Below are 21,135 nucleotides of genomic sequence, written 5' to 3'. Positions count from 1 at the left end.
CAATGTCACGGTACGACTGGGGTAAGACGCACCCGGGCATCGAGCGGCTGGAGCGGGCGGTGACCGAGCGCCGCGACGTGGTGGTCAAGCACCCCCTCTACGCCAACCTCGACACCCACGACGCGCTCGTCACGTTCATGGAGCACCACGTCTTCGCCGTCTGGGACTTCATGTCCCTGCTGAAGTCGCTGCAGCGGCAGCTCACCTGCGTCACGGTGCCGTGGATCCCGACCGGCCCCACCGGCAGCCGCCGCCTGATCAACGACATCGTCATGGTCGAGGAGAGCGACGAACTCGGCGACGGCTACATCAGCCACTTCGAGCTGTACGTGCAGGGCATGACGGAGGCCGGCGCCGACACCACAGCCGTCAACAAGCTGGTCGACCTGCTGCGCGACGGCACCCCGGTCACCGAGGCGCTCGGCGCCGCCGGCGTCCCCGCGGCGTCGGCGGCGTTCGCCGGCACCACCTGGCGGATCATCGAGACCACCCCGGTGCACTGCCAGGCCGCGGCCTTCGCGTTCGGCCGCGAGGACCTCATCCCGGAGATGTTCACCCAGGTCGTCGCCGTCAACGAACGCAGCAACCGGCTGAACAAGTTTGTCGACTACCTGGAGCGGCACATCGAGGTCGACGGCGAGCAGCACACCCCGATGGCCATGCAGATGCTGGCCGACCTGTGCGGCGACGACGACACCAAGTGGCAGGAGTGCGCCGACACGGTGAACGCCGCGCTGGCCGCCCGCGCCCGGCTCTGGGACAACATCCTCGCCGCCGTCAAGGAGGGCCGTCCGGCGTGACCGGCTCCGACCCGCTCCGGCTCTACCGGACGGTCCGGCTGATCCGCCGCTTCGAGGAACGCGCGATCGAGCTGGTCCGCGCCGGGGAGATCGTCGGCGGCATCCACCCGTACCTCGGCCAGGAGGGGATCGCCGCCGGTGTCTGCGCGGCGCTGGGCGCCGAGGACCTGGTCACCGGCACCCACCGCGGGCACGGGCACGTGCTCGCGAAGGGCGCCGACCCGGCCCGGATGCTGGCCGAACTGTGCGGCCGGGTCACCGGGCTCAACCGGGGCCGGGGCGGGTCGATGCACGCCGCCGACTTCGGCGTCGGCGTCCTCGGCGCCAACGCCATCGTCGGAGCCGCCGGCGCGATCCTCACCGGAGCGGTGTGGGAACGCCGGCGGCGCGGCGCCGGCATCGTCGGCGCCACCTTCTTCGGCGACGGCGCGGTGAACGAGGGCATGCTCCTGGAGGCGTTCAACCTGGCCGCGCTCTGGCGGATACCGGTGCTGTTCGTCTGCGAGAACAACGGCTACGCCACCACCATGCCGGTCGACGGCGCGGTCGCCGGCACCATCGCCGGGCGTGCCGCCGCCTTCGGCATGCCGGCGGCCGTCGTCGACGGGCAGGACCCCGAGGCGGTACGCGAGGTCACCGCCGCCGCCGTCGCGCGGATGCGCGCCGGCGGCGGCCCCGAGCTGGTCGAGGCCCGCACCTACCGCTTCGACGCCCACCACACCTTCGAACATCAGGTACGCCTCGACTACCGGCCGCCGGAGGAGGTGGCCGAGGGACGGTCCCGCGATCCGGTGGACATCGCCGGAGCACGACTCGACCCGGCGGTACGCGCCGAGGTGGACGCCGCCGTCGAGGCCGAACTGGACGCCGCCGTCGACTTCGCGCTCGCCGGGCCGCACCCCGATCCGGCGACCGCCCTGGACCACCTGTACGCCAGCGGGCTCACCGCCCGGACCGGAGGTGGCTGAATGCCCCGGCTCTCCTACCGCAGGGCGCTCACCCGGGCCCTCGCCGACGAGATGGCCCGCGACGAGTCGGTCGTGGTGCTCGGCGAGGACATCCGGGTGGCCGCCGCGAACGTCACCACCGGACTGCTGAAGAAGTTCGGCCCGGAACGGGTCCGCGACACGCCCCTGTCCGAGCAGGCGTTCACCAGCTTCGCCACCGGCGCGGCGCTGGCCGGGGCCCGCCCGGTGGTGGAGTTCCAGATCCCGTCGCTGTTGTTCCTGGTCTTCGAGCAGATCGTCAACCACGCGCACAAGTTCCCGCTGATGACCGGCGGCCAGTGCGCGGTGCCGGTCACCTACGTGGTGCCCGGCTCCGGCTCCCGCACCGGTTGGGCCGGGCAGCACTCCGACCACCCGTACGCGTTGTTCGCCCACGTCGGCGTGACCACAGTCGTACCGGCCACCCCGGCCGACGCGTACGGGCTGCTGGTCTCCGCGATCCGCTGCGACGACCCGGTGGTGGTCTTCGCCCCGGCGGGCGCCCTGGACCTGCGCGCCGACGTCACCGACCCGGCGCCGGTGCCGCTGGGCCGGGGGGTCGTCCGCCGCCCCGGCGCCGACGTGACGGTGGTGGCGGTCGGGCACCTGGTGCACGACGCGCTCGCCGTCGCCGAGGAACTCGCCGGCCAGGCGTCCGTGGAGGTCTTCGACCCCCGCACGCTCTACCCGTTCGACTGGGACGGGCTGGTCGAGTCGGTGAGCCGCACCGGGCGGCTCGTCGTCGTCGACGACGGCAACCGCTCCTGCGGCATCGCCGGGGAGATCATCGCCACGGTGGTCGAGCGGGTCCGGCTGGCCGCGTCTCCTCGGCGCGTGACCCGCCCCGACGGCGCGGTGCTGCCCTTCGCGCCCGCCCTGGACCGCGCCGTGCAACCCGGCCGCGACCAGCTCACCGCCGCCATCCAACTGACCCTCAAGGACGGATGAACGATGGACCCGAACTACACGTGGCCGCCGCTGGGCCAGGCGTGGACCGACCTGCCCGAGTCCACCCGTACCGCGATGGTGACCACCGGCGCCGAAGCGTGGGAGAAGATCTTCCACGGCCGGGCCACGTACAACAAGCAGTGGCGGCTGGCCCGCCCGCCGGTGTTCACCGCCGACGCGTTCCGCGAGCTGAACGAGGTCTGCGACCGCATCGCCCAGCTCATCCTGGAGGCCTGCCGGCGCCGTGCCCGCACCGCCGGCGAGCTGCGCCTGCTGCTCGACGTGCCGGACGGCGAGACCCGGCTGCTCGACCCGGAGGAGGAACTGCACGAGGGGCTGCTCGCCGCGTACCGGCCGGACGTGCTGTTCTCCGGCGGCGTGCCCTGCATCGTCGAGTACAACATCGACAGCAGCCTCGGCGGCGGCTTCGACGCCGACACCGTGATCCAGCGGTACGCCGAGCTGTACCGCACCCATGACCTGCTCGACGGCGCCCGGCCCGCCCCGTCCCTGCTGGACCAGCGGTTCGTGGCCATCCGGGACACTCTCGGCCTGCCCGACGGCGCCCGGGTGGCGCTGCTGATGGACTTCGACGCCGACTACCCGGGACTGGACGACCCGGAGACGTTCATCCGGATCCTGTCCCCGCTGATCGACCAGGCCCGCCCGTTCGGCATCGACCTGGTCATCGCGCCGGTCGCCACCGCCACCCTGGACGCGCAGAACCGGCTGGTCGTCGGCGGCGCCGCGGTGGACGCCCTGTTCCGGCTGTTCGTGCCCAACCGGGTCACGCCCAGCGCCGGCCTGGACGCGGTGGCCGGCGCGCTCGCCGCGGGCACGCTGCCGATGTTCGTCAGCAGCGCCGCCTGGCTGCTCAGCAACAAGCTGAACTACGCCTGGCTCTGGGACGACCTGGAGCTGCTGCCGGAGGACGACCGCACGCTGATCCGCCGGTACGTGCCGCACACCGTGGCGCTCACCGCCGACCAGCTCGACCGGGCGCTCGCCGAACAGGCCGACCTGGTCGCCAAGCCGGCCGGTGGCTCGGCCGGGCACGGCGTGCTGATCGGCCGGGAGATGACACCTGTGGCGTGGGCGGACGGGGTACGTGCGGCGATCGACGAGGGCGGCAACATCCTGCAGCGCTACCACGAGGCGGACCGGGTGGCGATGGACTTCGTGCAGATCGAGACCGGTGAGACGGTCACCGCCGACGTCCCGTACAGCCTCGCCCCGTACCTGTTCGACCGCACCGGGTCCGGCGCGCTCGCGCGGGTCGGCTACCCGGGGTGCGACGAGGTGCTCAACCTGGCGAGAGGTGTCCTCCTGACCGGCATCCTGCTGACGGACTGACCCGCTCCATCCCCGGTTCCCCTCACTCCCAGCGTTGATCAAGGAGTTTGCGTCCTCACGAGGAGGTGTCAGCGACCCGAACTCCTTGGTCGACAAAGTGGATCCGGCCCGCAGGTCGGCCCTCGGCCCTCGGCCCTCTGATTCCGCTGATCATGAAGTTGGCGGCGACAAAACGGACGCGGAGTGCGGTCAACTTCATGATCGGCAGGGCAGGGCAGGGCAGGGGACGGGTCAGGGGGCGGGTCAGGGGTGGGGGAGGTGGGTGGAGAGGACCTTCAGGGTTTCGGCGGTGGCTACCGCGTCGCTGCGGGCGCTGCCGTGGCGGCCGTCGCTGCTGTACAGCGACGGGTCGGCCACCAGCGGGTGGTCGGTCAGGTGGACGTGCAGTGTGCCCAGGCGCTCGGCCACGGCCCGGGTGTGCCGGGACAGCCGGCGCATCCGCTCGCCCAGGCCCGCGCGCAGCGCGTCCGGCACCGCCGGGCTGTGCGACACGTCGAACATGCCCACGGTGATGACGTCCGCGCCCGCCTCCCGTAGCGCGGTGATCATGGCGGTCAGCTCGGCGTCGACAGCGTCCGGGTCGTAGGCGGACCGGAACGCGTCGTTGCCGCCGCACACCACCAGGGCCAGGTCCGGCTCGAAGGCCAGCGCGCCGGCCAGCTGGGTGGCCCGGACCTCGTGCGCGCGCAGCCCGCGCCGGCCCAGGTTCAGGTAGGCCAGCTCCGGCCGGACCGCGCGCAGCTCGGCGGCGATCCGGTCGGCCCACTGGAGGTCGGGGTAACCGTCGGCCGGCTCGCACAGTCCTTCCGCGACGCTGTCACCCAGCACCACGAACCGCCGCCACGGGTGCCCGCGCAGCAGGTCGGCGGCCTCTCCCGGACGCAGGCACCACGGGTCGGTCGCCTCGGTCAACGTCGATGGCATGCCCGGCAGGCTAGCCGAGCGTCCCACGCCGGGAAAGAGGCTCAGGGCAGCAGGGCCAGCAGCTCCCCGGGCCGGGACAGGCTGAGGTCGGCCGGCTCGCCGGGGTCGTACTGGTGGCCCCACGCGGCGGCCACCGCCACCGCGCCGCTGTGCCGGGCGGCGCGTACGTCCAGTGGTGAGTCACCGACGTACGCGGCGCGGCCGGGCGGCACGCCGAGGTGCCGGCAGGCCGCCTCCACGCCGTCGGGCGCCGGTTTCGGGCGGTCGACCTGGTCTCCGCCGAGGACGACCTGGAAGTGACGGAGCAGGCCCGCCCGGTCGAGCAGGATCTCGGCGGCGCGGTGGCTCGCGCCGGTGAACACGCCCACCGGCACCCGGGTGGCGATCGCGGCGAGCGCGTCCGCGACGCCGGGGTAGACGCGTACCCGCCCGGCGAGCGCGTCCAGCTCGGCGTGGTAGCGGTCCAGGTCGTCGCCGGAGGCCGGCCGCCGCAGCAGGTGCGTCAGCAGGTCCGCCGGGGAGCCGATCGAGTAGCCGGCGATGACCTCGGCGTCGGTGTACGAGGGACCGCCGCCGGCCCGCACCGCCGCCCGGTACGCCGCGGGCACGACCGCGTGCGACTCGACGAGCGTGCCGTCCATGTCGAAGACGATCGCCTCCACCGGGCCGGTCACGCGGTCTCCGCCCGGTGCGCGGTGGCGAGCCGCTTCGGGGCGCGTGCGTACCACGCCTCGGTGACCAGCTCGGTCAGCTCGTCCACGTCGATCCGGTCGAGCCGGACCAGCACGGCGGGGTAGCCGTCGAAGTGCGGCGTGGTGAAGTAGACCGCCGGGTCGTCGGCGATCAGCGCCTCCTTGGCGCCCAGGTCGGGCACCCGCGCGCCGAGGATCGGGCCGTCCGGCGCGGTGTCGCCGAGCGACTCGAGTTCGCCGCGCCGCAGCGGCCGTTCCCAGACGAACGACTTGTCGCGGACGCGCCAGGCGGGTGCCTGGTCGTATGTGGGTCGCTCGGTGGTCTCCGGCAGCGCCAGCGCGATGCGCCGCACGTCGTCCCAGGTCGCCATGGCCCCGACCCTACCGCCGACCCCCGACACCGTGGCCCGGACCGGCGGGCTCAGACCGGGGTGGGCGTTGCGGGTTCCGCGGCGGGGCGGCGGGACGCGCGGTTCAGCAGCAGCGGCCCGACGGTCAGCACCAGGCAGACCACCGACATCACCAGCAGCGCCGGGGTCAGGTCGAGCAACGCCACCGACCACCCGCCGAGCAGCGCGCCGACGGGCAGGCCGAGGAACGCCACCGACCCGGAGATGCCCAGCACCCGGGTCTGGAGTTCGCCCGGCACCCGCTGGTAGAGGGCCGCGCCGAGCAGCGGGTTGACCGCCGCGATGCCGATGCCGGACAGGAACGTCACCACGAGCACCACGACCAGGTCGTCGCTGAGCGCCAGCGCGAGCAGCCGGGGTGCGCCGCTGAGCGTCAGCCCGAGCGCGAACGTCGTCCCGGCCGGCAGCCGGGTGCCGAACATCGTGAACAGCAGGTTGCCCAGCAGCGCGCCGGCCGAGAAGACGCCCAGCAGCAGACCGAATCCGGCCGGGTCGCCGAGCACCTGGTTGACCCAGAGCGGGATCCAGACCGCGACGCTGGCGTTGGCGAACATGTTCGACACCGAGACCACGATCAGCATGATCATCAGAGTCCGGTCGGTGCGCAGGTACGCGAAGCCGCCGCGCAGCGCCCGCAGGTAGGGCTCCCGGGGCGCCGGTTGCGCCGGTGCCGGTGGCCGGACCAGGACGCCGATCAGCAGCGCGCAGACCGCGAACGTGGCCGCGTCGATCCAGATGGCGCGGGTCAGCCCGACCCAGTCGATGAGCAGTCCGCCGAGCACCGCGCCGAACAGCGTCATGCCCCGGGCCAGGCCGTCGTAGGCGCTGGTGAGCCGGATCAGCGGCACCCCGGCCCGCTCGGCCGCCGGTTTGAACAGCACGTGCTTGACCCGGTCGCCGATGCCGCGCAGCCCGCCGGCGATCGCCACCAGCACCAGCAGCGTGCCGAAGCCGAGCCAGGGCGCCAGCGCCACCACGGCCATCGCGACCGCGCTCGCCGCGTCCACGAACACCGAGGTACGGCGTACCCCGAACCGGTCCGCCCACGGGGTCGCCAGCGCGCTGGAGAGCATGTACGGAAGCGTCTCCGCCGCCGCGACGAGTCCCATCTTGGTGGGACTACCGGTGGTCTCCAGCACCAGCCAGGGGATGGCGACCACCGAGATCCGGGTGCCGAGGTTGGACAGCAGGTCGGCGCCGACCAGGGTGTACAACTCCCGGCGCGGGTTCACGCCGGACTGCCGATCGGGTCGGCGCCGGCCGGGTGGGCCGCCGCGTACCGGGCCCGCAGGGCGCGCTTGTCCACCTTCGCGGACCGGTTCAGCGGCAGCGCGTCGACGAACTCGACGGCGCCGGGCGCCCACGTCTCGCTCAGTTCCCGGACCACGAGCGCGATCAGCTCGTCGCCGGTCACCGACGCGCCCGGCGCGGGCACCACGTACGCGTGCGGCAGTTCCCCGGCCACCGGGTCGGGTACGCCGATGACGGCGGCGGCGCGTACTTCGGGGTGGCCGGCGAGCACGTCCTCGATCGGGCGGGAGTAGATCGGCCAGCTGCGCTGCCGGGTGAGGATGCGGTCCTGTAACCGGTCGACCAGGTAGAGGTAGCCGTCGGCGTCGAGGTGCCCGATGTCGCGGGTGCGGACCCACCCGTCGACGAGCGTCTCGGCGGTCAGCTCCGGCCGGCCGTGGTAGCCGGCGAAGCTCAGCCTGGTGCGTACCCAGACCTCGCCGTCCTCGCCGGTCGGCAGCACCCGGCCGTCGGCGTCGCGGATCTCCACAGTCACGTCGCCGTACGGGCGGCCGCAGGACCGCAGCCGCTCCGGGTGCTCCGGGTCCTCGGTGAGCCCCGGCAGCGCGCAGATGACCACCGCCTCGCTGAGTCCGTACACGATGCGCAGGCACGGGCCGAAGCGGGCGATGGCCTGGCGCAGCCGGGCCGGCGCGGCGGGCCCGGCGCCCACGTTGAACATGAACATCGCGGAGAAGTCGGCGCCGGGCAGGTCGGGGTGGTCGAGCACCTCGTAGAGCATCGGCGGGGTGACGAACGTGGAGGTCAGCCGCTCGGCGTCCACGGTGGCGATGAACGCGGCCGGGTCCCACTGCTCACGCAGGAACAGCACGCCGCCGGTGAACAGGTTGAACAGTGTGGTGATCTGGCCGCTGGCCAGCCACATCGGGGAGTGCGACAGGTGCCGCAGCAGCGGGAACCCGGCGCCCCGGAAGTCGGCGGCCAGCGCGAGCACCTGCCGGTAGAAGCTCTCCCGGTGGTGCACCAGTTTCGGCGTGCCGGTGGTGCCGCTGGTCTGCAGGAACGACTCCGGCGCGGGCACCCCGGCGGGCGGTTCCGCGACCGGCCCGGCGGCCCGGGCGGTCAGGTCCGGTCCGGTGCCGCCGGGACCGAGGCAGAGCACCGGCACGCCGGACAGGCCCGCCGCGATCTCCACCGCCTGCGCGTCCCGTGGGTCGTGGACGAACGCCTCCGGCGCGGACAGTGCGACGAACTCGTCGACCTCCCGCCGCGAGGTCACCGGGGCGACCCACATGCTCCGGCAGCCGAGCAGGTGCAGGGCCAGTTGCAGCAGCGGCCCCTCGACCGTGTTGCCGAGCATCACCAGCACCGCGGCGCCGGGGCGTACCCCGTGGTGGTGCAACGCGGCGGCCAGGCCGCGCACCTGCGCGGCGACCTGGGGGTAGGTGAGGCGGCGTCCGCCGCCGACGAGCGCCTCCCGGTCGCCGAACCCGGCGAACAGCTCCAGCGCCTCGTGCACATAGTTCGGCCGGTCGGTCATCGGGCAGCCCCCATCATGGTCCGCGAGCGGCGTCCGGCCAGGTCAGGGCCGGGACAAGACGGCAGGTGCCAGGGTCGGCGACCGCACCGCCGCCAGCCCCGAGCCTAGGCAGCCGCGGTCCACGGCGGACAGAGCCGATCGTCGCTGCGTCCCGTCCCGCGGGCATTTGATCATGTCGATCAGGTTGATTGACGCTCGTCACAGCCGGAAGCTAGTTTCCGGTCCATCGCCCGGGCCGGTGCCGCCGACCGCGTCACGCCCGGGGCTGCCGACCATGGAGGATCGATGCCGACCCCGAAGAGATGGCACGTCATAGCTTCCGCCGTCACGCTGCTGATCGCCGCCACCCCGGCGGTCACGGCGAGCGCCGGCCCGACCGGGAACGACCGCGCCGGGCACGGGCGCGCCGAGTGGGCCGGAACCTGGGCCGCCGCGGTGACCCGCGGGAACACCGTGGGCCTGACCAACACCGGCCTGAACAACCAGAGCATCCGGATGACCGTGCAGACCTCGGTGGGCGGCCCGCGCCTGCGGGTGCGGCTGACCAACCTGTACGGCGAGCAGGCCGTCCAGGTCGGCCGCGCCACGATCGCCCGGCCGAACACCGCCACCCCCGACGACCTGTCCGACATCGTCGGGTCGAGCGTCCGCCAGCTGACGTTCTCCGGCGCCGGTTCGGCGACCATCAACAAGGGCGCCGAACTGCTCAGCGACCCGGTGGCCTTTCCGGTGGCCGAGCAGGAGGACCTGGTCGTCACCCTGTACTTCCCGGTGCTCACCGGGCCGGTCACGTTCCACGGCCAGTCCCGGGTCACCAACTTCATCGGCGCCACCGACCTCACCTCGGCCGCCGAGGGCACCGGCTTCACCATCCGGCCCAACTGCTGCTGGATGTTCCTGTCCGGCATCGACGTGGAACGCAAGGCCACGCCCGGCTCGGTGGTGGTGCTGGGTGACTCCATCAGCGACGGCAACGGCAGCACCGTCAACGCCGATCAGCGCTGGTCCGACCTGCTGGCCAAGCGGCTGATCGACGCCCGCCCGGAGCCGCGTACGCCGGGTGTGCTCAACCTCAGCCTGGCCGGCAACCGGCTCAACCACGAGGGCCCCGAGCCCGGCGCGGACAACTTCCCCGGCTACTACGAGCTGGGCCCGAACGCGCTGGCCCGGCTCAACGAGGACGTGTTCCCGCAGACCGGGGTGCGGACCGTCATCACCCACCTGGGCATCAACGACATCTGGATGAACGGCGACAGCCCCGAGGCGATCATCGCCGCGCTGCGCCAGCTCAACCGGCAGGTCCAGGCGCGCGGCCTGACCAGCATCGCCGGCACGCTCATGCCGTACGAGGGCAACGGTGGGCCGGGCGTGTGGACGCCGGAGAAGGACGCCACCCGCCAGGCGGTGAACACGTGGCTGCGCGGGCCCGGCCGGGCCGAGTTCGACGGCATCGTCGACTTCGACGCGGTGATGCGGGATCCGGCGCAGCCGAGCCGGCTGCTGCCGGCGTACGACTCGGGTGACCACATCCACCCGAACGACACGGGCGCCGCGGTGATGGCGAACGCCGTACCACTGAAGCTGCTCGGACTGTGACACCGGGCGGGGGCGGCGGTCGACACGACGCCGCCCCCGCCGCCGTTTTCCTGGGGAGGAACAGACAGTGGACGTCAGCGAGATCCTGACCGGCCTCTACAGCGAACAGGGCCGGCAGAACCCCTATCCCTTCTACGCGGCCCTGCACGAGCACGGGCCGATGAACGCCGTTCCGGCCCGGGCCGAGCACAGCACCGTGAGCGCGGTCGCCGGCGGGTACGACGTGGTGGACCAGATCCTGCGCGATCCCGGCTGGTACAAGGGCTTCCCGCCGGGCTGGGAGGAGCAGGAGATCCTGCGCACGTTCCTCACCTCGATGATGTTCGTCAACCCGCCGGACCACACCCGGATGCGCGCGGTGTTCGCCAAGACGTTCACCCCGCGTCGCCTCGGCGCGCTGGAACCGGTGATCGAGCGGATCGTCGCCGAACGTCTGGACCACCTGGCCGAGGCGGGCGCGGACGGGCACGAGGTGGACTTCGTGGCCGACTTCGCGTATCCGGTCCCGGCGCTGGTGATGGCCGAGTTCATCGGCCTGCCCGCGGCCGACCTGACCTGGTACCGGCAGCGGGTCGACTGGATCGACGAGTACATGGACGTCTCCGGCAAGACGCCGGAGCGGCTGGCCCGGGCCAACCAGGCCGCCGAGGAGCTGCGCGTCTACTACCGGGACCTGATCGCCCACCGCCGCCGCACGCCGGGCCACGACCTGATCAGCGGGCTGGTCGAGGTGCTCGACGCGGGTGGCGTCGACCTCACCGAGGAGGAGTTGATCAGCAATCTGATCGTGCTGTTCAACGCCAGCTTCGTCACCACCGTCTACATGTTCAGCAACGGCCTGCCGCTGCTGCTGGACCACCCGGACGTCACCGCCGCCCTGCCCGGCGACGACGAGCTGGCGCGCGGCTGCGTCGAGGAGGTGCTGCGGATGGAGAGCCCGGTGCACTTCCTGGCCCGATCCGCGCCCGCCGGCGTCGACCTCGGCGGCGTGCCGATCAGCCGCGACGACAACGTGCTGCTGCTGATCGCCGCCGCCAACCGTGACCCGGCGCGGTTCCCCGACCCGGACCGCTTCGACCCGCACCGCGCCGGCCCGCCGTCACTGGCATTCGGCGTCGGGCTGCACTTCTGTCTCGGTTCGGCGGTGTCCCGGCTGGAGGGCCGCCTGGCGCTGCCGCGCCTGTTCGCGCGCTTCCCCCGGCTCGCCGTCACCCAGCCCTACACGTACAGCGGGAGCCTGTTCCTGCGCGGAATCGACAAACTCTTCGTCACCACCGGGGAGGCCGGATGACACTCGATCCGCAGGTGGTCGCGTGGCGGGCCGCGCGCGCCGCCGCCGGCACCGTGCCGCTCTACACCCAGACCCTCGCCGAGGCCCGCGCCGCCGACCTCGCCGCGATCCGCGCCGGGTCCGGCGCGGTCGAGCCGGTCACCGAGGTACGCGACACGACGGTGCCCGGCCCGGCCGGGCCGCTGCCGGTGCGGATCCACCGGCCGGACGGCGACGGTCCGCTGCCCACGCTCGTCTACTTCTTCGGTGGCGGCTGGACGCTCGGCAGCGTCGACACGGCCGACGGGATCTGCCGGCGGCTGGTCAACCTCGCCGCCGTCCAGACCGTGACCGTCGGCTACCGGCTCGCCCCGGAGCATCCGTTCCCGGCGGCGGTGGAGGACTGCCACGCCGCGCTGCGGCACCTCGCCGCGCACGCCGCCGAGTTCCGCGTCGACGCCGACCGGCTGGCGGTGGGCGGCGACAGCGCGGGCGGGAACCTGGCCGCCGCGGTGACGCTGCTGGCCCGCGCCGACGGCGGTCCCCGGCTCGCCGCCCAGTTGCTCGTCTACCCGAACACCGACCAGCGGCCCGGGCACCGGCCGGGCGACGACGAGGATCCGATGCTGTTCAACAGGCACTCGGTCGGCTGGTACCGCGGCCACTACCTCACCAACCCCGGCGACGCCGCCCACCCGCTCGCGTCACCGCTGCTCGCCGAGGACCTGTCCGGCCTGCCCCCGGCGTTCGTGGTCACCGCCGGGCACGATCCGCTGCGCGACGAGGGCCTGCGGTACGCCGAGCGGCTGCGCGAGTCCGGCGTGCCCACCGAGACGGACGACTACCCGGGCATGGTGCACGGGTTCTTCGCCATGCCCGGCGTGTTCGACGCCGGACGGCAGGCCCAGGAGCGGGCCGCCGCCTTCCTGCGCCGCGTCCTCGGGCTCGACCCGGCGCACGCGGCGACCGGTGCCGACCATGGCTGACCCGGCGGACGGGTTCGTGCCGCCGGCCAGCCTGGCCGAGTTCGCCGCGCTCGCCCGGGCGGTCCTGCCGGCCGACGTGTGGGACTTCGTCGACGGCGGCAGCGGCACCGAGACCGCCCTGGCCGCGAACCGGGCCGCGCTGGACCGGGTGGCGGTGCTGCCCCGGATGCTGGCCGGGGTGGACGACCCGTCCACCGAGGCGGTGCTGCCGGGCGGCCGGGCCGCGTTGCCGGTGGCCGTCGCGCCGATGGCGTACCAGCGGCTCCTGCACCCCGACGGCGAGCCGGCGCTCGCGGCGGCGGCCCGGACGGCGGGCGTGCCGTACGTGGCGAGCACGCTGTCCAGCACGCCGATCGAGGAGATCGCGGCGACCGGCGCGACGGTGTGGTTCCAGCTCTACTGGCTGCGCGACCGGACGCTGGTGGCCGACCTGCTCGACCGGGCGGAGGCGGCCGGCTGCGCGGCGGTGATGGTGACTGTGGACGTGCCGGTGCTCGGGCGGCGCCTGCGCGACGCCCGCAACGGGTTCGCGCTGCCGCCGCACGTCACCGCGGCGAACCTGCCCGGCGGGCGGGACGACCTGGCGCACCAGGGCACCCCCGGCGTCTCGGCGGTGGCGGTGCACACCGGCGCGGTGTTCGCCCCGGCGCTGAGCTGGGCGGACCTGGAGTGGTTGCGGGAGCGTACCCGGGTGCCGTTGCTCGTCAAGGGCATCCTGGACCCGCGCGACGCGGTCCGCGCGGCGGACGCCGGCGTGGACGCCGTGGTGGTCTCCAACCACGGCGGCCGGCAACTCGACGCCGCCCCGGCCAGCGCGGCCGTGCTGCCCGAGGTGGTCGAGGCGGTCGACGAGCGGTGCGCGGTGCTGCTGGACAGCGGCGTCCGCGGCGGCGTCGACGTGCTGCGCGCGCTGGCGCTCGGCGCGGACGGCGTGCTGCTGGGCCGGCCGCTGCTCTGGGCGCTGGCCGCCGGTGGCCGGGCCGGCGCCGAGGCGGCGCTGGCGTTGCTCGCGGCGGAGCTGCGCGACGCCCTCATCCTCAGCGGCTGCCCCGAACCGGCCTCGGCCCGGCGGCTGCACACCCGGATCGGAGGCTGACGTGGAACCCGTCGACCTGGCCGTCTCGGCGCTGCACGGCAGCGTCGGCGACCCGGCGCTGAACTCGATGAACTTCCTCAACGAGGTGGCGCAGCACTACCCGGACGCGGTGTCGCTGGCGGCCGGGCGGCCGTACGAGGAGTTCTTCGACTCCGCGCTGCTGCACACGTACCTGGACCGCTTCCGCCGCCACCTCGCCGAGGACGTCGGGCTGGACCGGGCCGGCGTGGACCGGACGCTGTTGCAGTACGGGCGCACCAAGGGCATCGTGCACCACCTGATCGCCCGGCACCTCGCCGTGGACGAGGGGCTCACCGCCGACTCGGAGTCGGTGGTGGTGACGGTCGGCTGCCAGGAGGCGATGTTCCTGGTGCTGCGCGCGCTGCGGACCGGCCCGGCCGATGTGCTGTTCGCGGTGGCGCCCACCTACGTCGGGCTCACCGGCGCGGCCCGCCTGGTCGACCTGCCGGTGCGCCCGGTGGCCGGCGGACCCGACGGCGTCGACCTGGCCGACCTGCGCGCCGGGGTGCGCCGGGCCCGCGCGGAGGGGCTGCGGCCCCGGGGCTGCTACGTGATGCCCGACTTCGCCAACCCGTCCGGCGTGAGCATGGACACCCCGCAGCGGCGGCGGCTGCTGGAGCTGGCCGCCGAGGAGGACCTGCTGCTGATCGAGGACAACCCGTACGGCCTGTTCCCTGCCGACGGCACCGAGCGGCGGCCCACGCTCAAGGCGCTTGATACCGCCCGGAGGGTGGTCTACCTCGGCTCGTTCGCCAAGACCGTGCTGCCCGGCGCCCGGGTCGGATATGTGGTCGCCGACCAGCGGGTGGGGGAGGCGGACGGCACCGTGGTCCCGTTCGCCGACCACCTCGCGAAGATCAAGAGCATGGTCACCGTGAACACGTCGCCGATCAGCCAGGCGGTGATCGGTGGCGCGCTGCTGGCGCACGACTGCTCGCTGGTGGCCGCGAACACCAGGGAACGGGCCGCGTACGCCCGCAACCTGCGCCACCTGGCCGACGGCCTGGCCCGGCGCTTCCCGGCCGGCGGGCCGGTCTCCTGGACCGTGCCGGCGGGCGGGTTCTTCGTGGTGGTGAGCGTGCCGTTCGCTGTCGACGACGCCTTGCTGCACCGTTCGGCGCGCGAGTACGGCGTGCTGTGGACGCCGATGGCGCACTTCTACGACGCGGGCACCCCGGTCAACGCGTTGCGGCTGTCGGTGAGCGCCGTCACACCGGAGTCGATCGATCGGGGACTGGACCGGCTCGCCGCGCTGGTCACGGACACCATGAACGGCGACGTGACGCCGGAGTGTCAGGGTTCCGGCACCGTGCGTGTTTCCTGACGCCGTTCGTCTGTTGATAATGGACGAATGGTTGCCTGGGAGTACGCGTTGCTCGTTCGTCGGTATCAGGGTCAGGGTCGCAATTTCCACGTCTCGTTCGTGTGGTACGGCCCGGACGGGTCACGCACCGACGTGACCGCGTACGGCGACACCGCGATCGCGCACCTCAACCGGGTCGGCCGGGAGGGCTGGGAGCTGGTCTCCGCCGCCGAGGACGTGAACAACGTGCAGGGCAGCACCGAGGTCCACCGCTACCACCTGAAGCGCCCGCTGCGCTGACCCCGTTCACACCGGCGCCCCGGGAGACTCGTTCTCCCGGGGCGCCGCCGTCATATCAGGTCAGGTCAGGTCCACGGCGGGGTAGAGCGGGAACGGCGTGAGCAGGTCGGCGGCCTGCTTGCCGACGGACTCGGCGACGGCCGGGTCCAGCACGTACTTCGCCTTCGACGGGGCGCCGTCCGGGCCGGTGCCGGGCGTGGTCTGGCTGAGCACGGTGTGGATCAGCTCGGCGGTGGCGTCCATCTCCGTGGCGCCGAGGCCCCGGGTGGTGAGCGCCGGCGTGCCGATGCGGATGCCGGAGGTGTACCAGGCGCCGTTCGGGTCCTGCGGCACCGAGTTGCGGTTGGTGACGATGCCCGAGTCCAGCAGCGCCTGCTCGGCCTGCCGGCCGGTCAGGCCGTACCCGGACACGTCGATGAGCACCAGGTGGTTGTCGGTGCCGCCGGTGACAAGCGTCGCGCCCCGGCGCAGCAGCCCGTCGGCGAGCGCCTGCGCGTTGTCCACGATCCGCTGGGCGTAGTCGGCGAAGTCGGGCCGGCGCGCCTCGGCCAGCGCGACGGCCTTGGCGGCCATCACGTGCGGCAGCGGCCCGCCGAGCACCATCGGGCAGCCCCGGTCGACCTGGTCGGCCAGCTCCGGCCCGCAGAGGACCATGCCGCCGCGCGGGCCGCGCAGCGACTTGTGCGTGGTGGTGGTGACGATGTGGGCGTGCGGCACCGGGTCGAAGTCGCCGGTGAAGACCTTGCCTGCGACCAGCCCGGCGAAGTGGGCCATGTCGACCATGAACGTGGCGCCGACCGAGTCGGCGATCTCCCGCATGATCCGGAAGTTGACCTTCCGCGGGTACGCGGAGTAGCCGGCGACCAGGATCAGCGGCTTGAACTCGCGGGCCGCCTCGGCCACCCGGTCGTAGTCGATCAGGCCGGTGGCCGGGTCGGTGCCGTAGCTGCGCTGGTCGAACATCTTGCCGGAGATGTTCGGCCGGAAACCGTGGGTGAGGTGCCCACCGGCATCAAGCGACATGCCCAGCATCCGCTGGTTGCCCAGCTCACGGCGCAGCGCGAACCAGTCGGCCTCGGTCAGGTCGTTGACCTGGCGCGCCTGCGCCTTGCGCAGCGCGGGGGACTCGACCCGGTCGGCCAGGATCGCCCAGAACGCGACCAGGTTGGCGTCGATGCCCGAGTGCGGCTGCACGTACGCGTGGGACGCGCCGAACAGCTCCCGGGCATGCTCGGCGGCGAGCGCCTCGACGGTGTCGACGTTCTGGCAGCCGGCGTAGAACCGGCGCCCGACCGTGCCCTCGGCGTACTTGTCGCTGAACCAGTTGCCCATCGCCAGCAGCGTCGCCGGGGACGCGTAGTTCTCGCTGGCGATGAGCTTGAGCGACTCGCGCTGGTCGGCCAGTTCCGCGGCGATGGCGTCGGCCACGCGCGGCTCGACGCCGCGGACGACCTCCAGCGCGCTGCGGAAGGCGGTGGACTCGGCGTTGCGCGACATGCGACCTCCAGGTGACGTGCGGAAGGCCCAGGCGCTCGGCATGCGTCCTCATGACGAGGCCGCTCCCCGATGGTGCTCCATCTCCACGCGCCAGTCACGGCCCGTGCCGATCCTACCGGCCCGGCCGGGACCTGCGGGGCTGGGCCGCCCGTCCCGGCGACTGAACGCCGCGACGCGAGCGGGACCGCCCCGAGGCAGGGGCGGTCCCGCTCGCGTCGCGGCGTTCAGTCTCAGGCGACCACGGCATCGAGGGACTTCTTCAGCGCCTTCGGGGCGGCCGGCGTCTTCGGCGCCTTCGGGCGCAGGTCGAGCATCCGCTGGCCGATCTCCTGGAGCCGGTTACGGCCGAGCGCCTCGCGGACCTTCGGGAACCACTCCTGCTCCTCCTCCTCGATGTGGTGCAGCACGTTCTCGATCAGCACCGTCGTCTTGGCGTTGTACCGCTCGTCGCCGGCGTCCATCGTGAACAGCTCGAAGCAGAGCACGTCCGCGACGTGGTGCTCCTCGTACGACTCCAGGACGTCGTCCTCGACGTCGGGCACCAGCTTGCGGACCTCCGGGTACATCACCTCGTTCTCCAGGTAGGTGTGCACCGTGAGGGCTTCGAGGATCTGCCCGACGATCTTCCCGCGCTTGCTCGCCGGTCCCTCCTCGGCCTCCTGGAAGGCCTTGAACAGGCGGCGGATCTCCTTGTGGTCCTCCTTGAGCAGGACGATCGCATCGGTGGACACCGGTTACCTCCTAGGTCGGCTGACGGTGCCCCCCTACCCGGCGCCCCACCAGGACAAACAGACCGGGCCCGGCGTGCTCGCCGGGCCCGGTCCACGCGCATACCGGTTACTTCACCGCGTTGTACGCGTCCACGACGCCGGCGCCGTAGAACCCGTTGCGGTTCCCGCCGGAGCAGGTCGCGTCGTACGCGTTCGGACCCGCCGGGATCAGCGGCACCGGGTTGTAGACGCCCGACGGGCAGGACTTCGCCACCGCCGTGCGCTCCAGGAACGAGGCCAGCTGGCCCGGGGTCATGCCCGGGTGCGCGGACAGCGCCAGCGCCGCGACGCCGGTGGCGTGCGGGCCGGACATCGAGGTGCCCTGCTTGTAGCCCCACCCGTTGGTGCGGGTGGCGGTGTTGAAGGTGGTGGACAGGATGCCGTCGGCGGACGTCGAGCGGGCGCCCTGCGTCCGGAACCGGGTGTCGCCACCCGGCGCGGTCACGTCGATCACGCCCTGGCCGTACGAGGAGTAGTAGCTCTTCTCCCCGGTCGGGCCGACGGCGGCGACGGTCACCACGCCCGGCGCCTCGGCCGGCAGGTCGAGGCAGGCGTTGGTGAGGTTCTCGCGCTCCTCCGGCGTCCCGTTGTTCGGGCTGCCGGTGTCGGTGATCTTGTGGGCCAGGTCGTAGTTCGAGTTACCTGCCGACGCGACGTGCAGCACGCCCTGGGACTGCGAGTAGCGCAGGGCCCGCTGTACGGCCTTCCACACCGGGCGCTGACGCGCGTCGTTGCGGCAGTTCAGCTCCCACGGGTCGATGTAGTAGCTGTTGTTGGTGAGCTGGAAGCCGTGCTCGGCGGCCCACATGAACCCGCAGACCGCGGCCTCCGGGAAGATGTAGCCCTCGTCGTTGACGACCTTGACCGCGGCGACCTTCACGCCCGGTGCGACACCGGTGACACCGACGCCGTTCACGGCGGCGGCGATGGTGCCGGCCACGTGGGTGCCGTGGTCGCTGGTGGTGGGGTTCCACGCGGTCTCGGCGGTGTTCGGGACGCCGCCCACACAGGAGGCGCTCTTGTCCTTGGCGATCTGCGTCGCCAGGTCCGGGTGGCTGCTGGAGATGCCGCTGTCCAGCACACCCACCACGACCGACGGGCTGCCGCCGGTCACGGCGTGCGCCTGCGGGACACGGATCTGGGGCATGTCCCACTGCAGGTTGTAGAGCGGCTCGGCGGTCGGGTCGCCGGTGGCCGCGGCGACGGCGGCGGCCGGCACCTCGACCGTCTCGCCCTCGTCCAGGGCGGTGCCCAGGCCGGCGGTGGAGGCGACCGACTCGACGCCGGCGCCCGCCACCCGGGTGGCGAAGTCCGGGGCGGACGAGCGCACGACCAGCACACCGATCTTGTCGTACGCGGCCACCACGGTGCCGTCGGCGGCCGCCACGCGGGCGGCGGCCTTGGCGGTGCCGTTGCCCTGCGGGGCGAGCACGAGGTACGAGGTTTCCGGTCCGACGGCCGCGGCCGGTGCCGTGCCGCCGACGAGGGCGAGCCCGGCGCCGAGCGTCACTGCCGACGCCGCGGCGAGTGTCTTGCGACGGAGGTTGTTCACACAGACTCCCAGGGGTTCGTGCGGGTGGACCGCACCCCTGGGCGGGCTGCGGTCCGGGCGGAGGCTCGGCGCAGTACCGGCCTCGCCCGGACCAGCGCCACCGCCTCCCGGGGTGTTACACGTCGGGGGAGTCCGGTGACGTGGATCGTCAGACGGTGGCGATCGTGTAGGGGATCTCGTCGAGCAGTTCCCGGGCGAGGAAGCCGATCCGCCCGTACCGGGGGACCAGCCGCTGCCCGCTCACCGCGTGCGCGAACGCCGCCCAGCAGGCCGCCTGCGCCGGGTCGGCGCCCCGGGAGAGCAGGCCCGCGAGCAGCCCGGCCCGTACGTCGCCGCTGCCCGAGGTGCCCAGTCCGGCGTCCCCGCTCTCCTCGCGCCAGGCCCGGCCGTCCGGCGTCGCGATGTGCCCGTACAGCGAGACGACCGCGTCGTACCGGCCGGCCAGTTCTATCGCCTCGGCGTCCAGGTCGTCGCCCGGGTCGCGGCCCAGCAGGTGCCGCGCCTCGGTCAGGTTGGGGGTGAGCACCGCCTTGCGGCCGGCCCCGGCCAGCAGGTCCGGCGCGTGGCTGAGCGCGCCGAGCGCGTACGCGTCGAGCACCAACGCGGTCTGGCGGCCGGCCGCGTCCAGGACCAGGCGCAGCAGCTCCCCGGTGGCCTCGATGTCCGTCAGGCCGGGTCCGACCGCCACCACGTCGGCCTCGGTGACCAGGCCGCGGAGCAGGTCGCCCGGGTCGCCGCGGACCGCGCCGTCGCCGGTTTCCGGCAGGCCGATCACGAGCGCCTCGGGCACCTGGATGCTCAGCGACGCCGCAGTCGACTCGGCCGCGGCTAGCTGGAGCACACCGGCGCCGGCCCGCAGCGCGGCCACCCCGGCCAGCAGCACCGCGCCGGGGGTGAACCGGGAGCCGCCGACCACCAGCACGGTGCCGCGCGCCTCCTTGCCGCCGGTGGGCACCGGCAGCGCCCAGTCCCGCAGCAGCGCGGGGGTGATCACGTCAGACCGGCTCGGCATTGACCTCGTCCTCCCTGGTGGGCTTCGCCCCCTGCCGGTGCAGGTGGGCGACGTCGTTGAACACCTCCGGCACGAGCCGGCCGGCGTCGTCGGCGTGCCAGGCGGTGACCGAGCAGTTGGCGATCACGTGCTCACGGGTCAGCGCCATCAGCTCCGCCTCGGTGAGCCCCTCCACCAGGTAGCGCAGCAGGAAGACCAGCGCGTCGTGGCCGAACAGCAGCACCCGGCCCCCCTCGTGGTCGCGGCGCAGGTCGCCGAGCAGCGCCCGCAGCCGCAGCGCCACGTCGGTCCAGGACTCGCCGCCGGGCGGGCGGTAGTAGAACTTGCCGAGCCGGGTACGCCGCTGCGCCTCCTCCGGGTGGCGCCGGGTCACGCCGTGGGCGGTGAGCCCGTCGAGGACGCCCAGCTCCCGGTCGCGCAGCCGCTCGTCGACGCTCGCCGGGATCCCGGTGCCGTCGAGCGCCAGCTCGGCCGTGCGAACCGCACGCAGGTACGGCGACACCACCGCCACGTCCGGCCGCCTCGACTCCGGCAGCCCGGCCAGCCAGCGGGCGGTCGCCCGTGCCTGTTCCTCGCCGGTCGGCGACAGCGGCACGTCGGCGTCCCGGTGGGTGAGGTCGATCAGCTCGGCGCCGGACGTCTCGGCCGCCGTGGCCGCCACGTTCGCGGTGCTCTCGCCGTGCCGGACGATCCAGAGCGATCCCAACTCCGCCATGCGGCTCCCGGTACCCGGGCTCGACCGGGGATAACCGTGCCGGACCGGCCCGACGCGGGACTGCGCCGCGGTGCATCGACCCGGCACAATGTCCCACGACGCGGGACGGACGG

At 73.4% G+C, this 21,135-nt stretch carries 20 protein-coding genes and 1 riboswitch; of the genes, 10 read left to right on the top strand and 10 right to left on the bottom strand.

The window, feature by feature from the left end:
- The first annotated feature begins 2 nt into the window (after positions 1-2).
- Genes NMK34_RS17315 through NMK34_RS17300 form a run of 4 tightly spaced genes read left to right on the top strand, consistent with a single transcriptional unit; the run spans position 3 to position 4,087 of the window.
- Positions 3-800 carry a DUF3050 domain-containing protein gene (locus tag NMK34_RS17315; protein WP_318334287.1) on the top strand — a complete coding sequence of 266 codons (798 nt, stop codon included), beginning with the start codon at positions 3-5 and terminating at the stop codon, positions 798-800.
- A complete protein-coding gene (locus tag NMK34_RS17310; RefSeq protein ID WP_318334286.1) occupies positions 797-1,768 on the top strand; it encodes a thiamine pyrophosphate-dependent dehydrogenase E1 component subunit alpha in 972 nt (323 codons plus the stop codon). Before NMK34_RS17315 ends, NMK34_RS17310 begins: the two co-directional genes overlap by 4 nt.
- A complete protein-coding gene (locus tag NMK34_RS17305) occupies positions 1,769-2,734 on the top strand; it encodes an alpha-ketoacid dehydrogenase subunit beta (RefSeq protein ID WP_318334285.1) in 966 nt (321 codons plus the stop codon).
- 3 nt (positions 2,735-2,737) lie between these two features.
- Entirely contained in the window at positions 2,738-4,087 is a 1,350-nt protein-coding gene (locus NMK34_RS17300; protein WP_318334284.1) for a hypothetical protein, read from the top strand.
- 243 nt (positions 4,088-4,330) lie between these two features.
- Here NMK34_RS17300 and NMK34_RS17295 read toward each other — a convergent pair whose 3' ends face one another.
- Genes NMK34_RS17295 through NMK34_RS17275 form a run of 5 tightly spaced genes read right to left on the bottom strand, consistent with a single transcriptional unit; the run spans position 4,331 to position 8,904 of the window.
- Positions 4,331-5,011: an SGNH/GDSL hydrolase family protein gene (locus NMK34_RS17295; RefSeq protein WP_318334283.1), complete on the bottom strand. Its 681-nt coding sequence runs from the start codon at positions 5,009-5,011 to the stop codon at positions 4,331-4,333.
- 41 nt (positions 5,012-5,052) lie between these two features.
- Positions 5,053-5,685 (bottom strand): HAD family hydrolase, encoded by a 633-nt coding sequence (locus NMK34_RS17290; RefSeq protein WP_318334282.1) that lies wholly within the window; start codon positions 5,683-5,685, stop codon positions 5,053-5,055.
- The gene (locus NMK34_RS17285; protein WP_318334281.1) at positions 5,682-6,074 is read right to left on the bottom strand and encodes an MmcQ/YjbR family DNA-binding protein; all 393 of its coding nucleotides are present in this window, start codon (positions 6,072-6,074) and stop codon (positions 5,682-5,684) included. The genes NMK34_RS17290 and NMK34_RS17285 overlap by 4 nt, the downstream gene beginning before the upstream one ends.
- A gap of 50 nt (positions 6,075-6,124) precedes the next feature.
- The gene (locus NMK34_RS17280) at positions 6,125-7,345 is read right to left on the bottom strand and encodes an MFS transporter (protein WP_194799265.1); all 1,221 of its coding nucleotides are present in this window, start codon (positions 7,343-7,345) and stop codon (positions 6,125-6,127) included.
- Positions 7,342-8,904 (bottom strand): AMP-binding protein, encoded by a 1,563-nt coding sequence (locus NMK34_RS17275; protein WP_318334280.1) that lies wholly within the window; start codon positions 8,902-8,904, stop codon positions 7,342-7,344. The genes NMK34_RS17280 and NMK34_RS17275 overlap by 4 nt, the downstream gene beginning before the upstream one ends.
- A 285-nt stretch (positions 8,905-9,189) precedes the next feature.
- Here NMK34_RS17275 and NMK34_RS17270 point away from each other — a divergent pair, with 285 nt between their 5' ends.
- The 6 genes from NMK34_RS17270 (at position 9,190) to NMK34_RS17245 (ending at position 15,476) form a co-directional block, all read left to right on the top strand.
- Positions 9,190-10,500 carry an SGNH/GDSL hydrolase family protein gene (locus NMK34_RS17270; protein WP_402806737.1) on the top strand — a complete coding sequence of 437 codons (1,311 nt, stop codon included), beginning with the start codon at positions 9,190-9,192 and terminating at the stop codon, positions 10,498-10,500.
- Between the two features lie 67 nt (positions 10,501-10,567).
- Entirely contained in the window at positions 10,568-11,791 is a 1,224-nt protein-coding gene (locus tag NMK34_RS17265; protein ID WP_318334279.1) for a cytochrome P450, read from the top strand.
- Positions 11,788-12,756, top strand: a complete 969-nt coding sequence (locus NMK34_RS17260) for an alpha/beta hydrolase (RefSeq protein WP_318334278.1) — start codon at positions 11,788-11,790, stop codon at positions 12,754-12,756. Before NMK34_RS17265 ends, NMK34_RS17260 begins: the two co-directional genes overlap by 4 nt.
- Positions 12,749-13,852 (top strand): alpha-hydroxy acid oxidase, encoded by a 1,104-nt coding sequence (locus tag NMK34_RS17255; protein ID WP_318334277.1) that lies wholly within the window; start codon positions 12,749-12,751, stop codon positions 13,850-13,852. The genes NMK34_RS17260 and NMK34_RS17255 overlap by 8 nt, the downstream gene beginning before the upstream one ends.
- 1 nt (position 13,853) lies before the next feature.
- Positions 13,854-15,197, top strand: a complete 1,344-nt coding sequence (locus NMK34_RS17250; RefSeq protein ID WP_318334276.1) for a PLP-dependent aminotransferase family protein — start codon at positions 13,854-13,856, stop codon at positions 15,195-15,197.
- A gap of 27 nt (positions 15,198-15,224) precedes the next feature.
- Positions 15,225-15,476, top strand: a complete 252-nt coding sequence (locus NMK34_RS17245) for a hypothetical protein (RefSeq protein ID WP_013286617.1) — start codon at positions 15,225-15,227, stop codon at positions 15,474-15,476.
- A gap of 60 nt (positions 15,477-15,536) precedes the next feature.
- On the opposite strand, the gene NMK34_RS17240 is transcribed toward NMK34_RS17245, so the two are convergent.
- The 5 genes from NMK34_RS17240 to NMK34_RS17220 form a co-directional block, all read right to left on the bottom strand.
- A complete protein-coding gene (locus tag NMK34_RS17240; RefSeq protein WP_318334275.1) occupies positions 15,537-16,973 on the bottom strand; it encodes a glycine hydroxymethyltransferase in 1,437 nt (478 codons plus the stop codon).
- An 18-nt stretch (positions 16,974-16,991) separates the two neighbouring features.
- Positions 16,992-17,081, bottom strand: a riboswitch (ZMP/ZTP riboswitch).
- 122 nt (positions 17,082-17,203) lie between these two features.
- A complete protein-coding gene (locus NMK34_RS17235; RefSeq protein WP_318334274.1) occupies positions 17,204-17,704 on the bottom strand; it encodes a hemerythrin domain-containing protein in 501 nt (166 codons plus the stop codon).
- Positions 17,705-17,810: 106 nt separating this feature from the next.
- Positions 17,811-19,295, bottom strand: a complete 1,485-nt coding sequence (locus NMK34_RS17230; protein ID WP_318334273.1) for a S8 family peptidase — start codon at positions 19,293-19,295, stop codon at positions 17,811-17,813.
- A 148-nt stretch (positions 19,296-19,443) separates the two neighbouring features.
- Positions 19,444-20,307, bottom strand: a complete 864-nt coding sequence (locus tag NMK34_RS17225) for an NAD(P)H-hydrate dehydratase (protein WP_318334272.1) — start codon at positions 20,305-20,307, stop codon at positions 19,444-19,446.
- Entirely contained in the window at positions 20,291-21,022 is a 732-nt protein-coding gene (locus NMK34_RS17220) for a histidine phosphatase family protein (protein ID WP_318334271.1), read from the bottom strand. The genes NMK34_RS17225 and NMK34_RS17220 overlap by 17 nt, the downstream gene beginning before the upstream one ends.
- Positions 21,023-21,135: the final 113 nt, after the last annotated feature.

It is taken from the genome of Micromonospora sp. BRA006-A (genome assembly GCF_033433935.1).
GTDB lineage: Bacteria > Actinomycetota > Actinomycetes > Mycobacteriales > Micromonosporaceae > Micromonospora > Micromonospora aurantiaca.
Note: the sequence above shows the minus strand (reverse complement) of the source record. Positions and strands in the feature narration are given on the sequence as shown.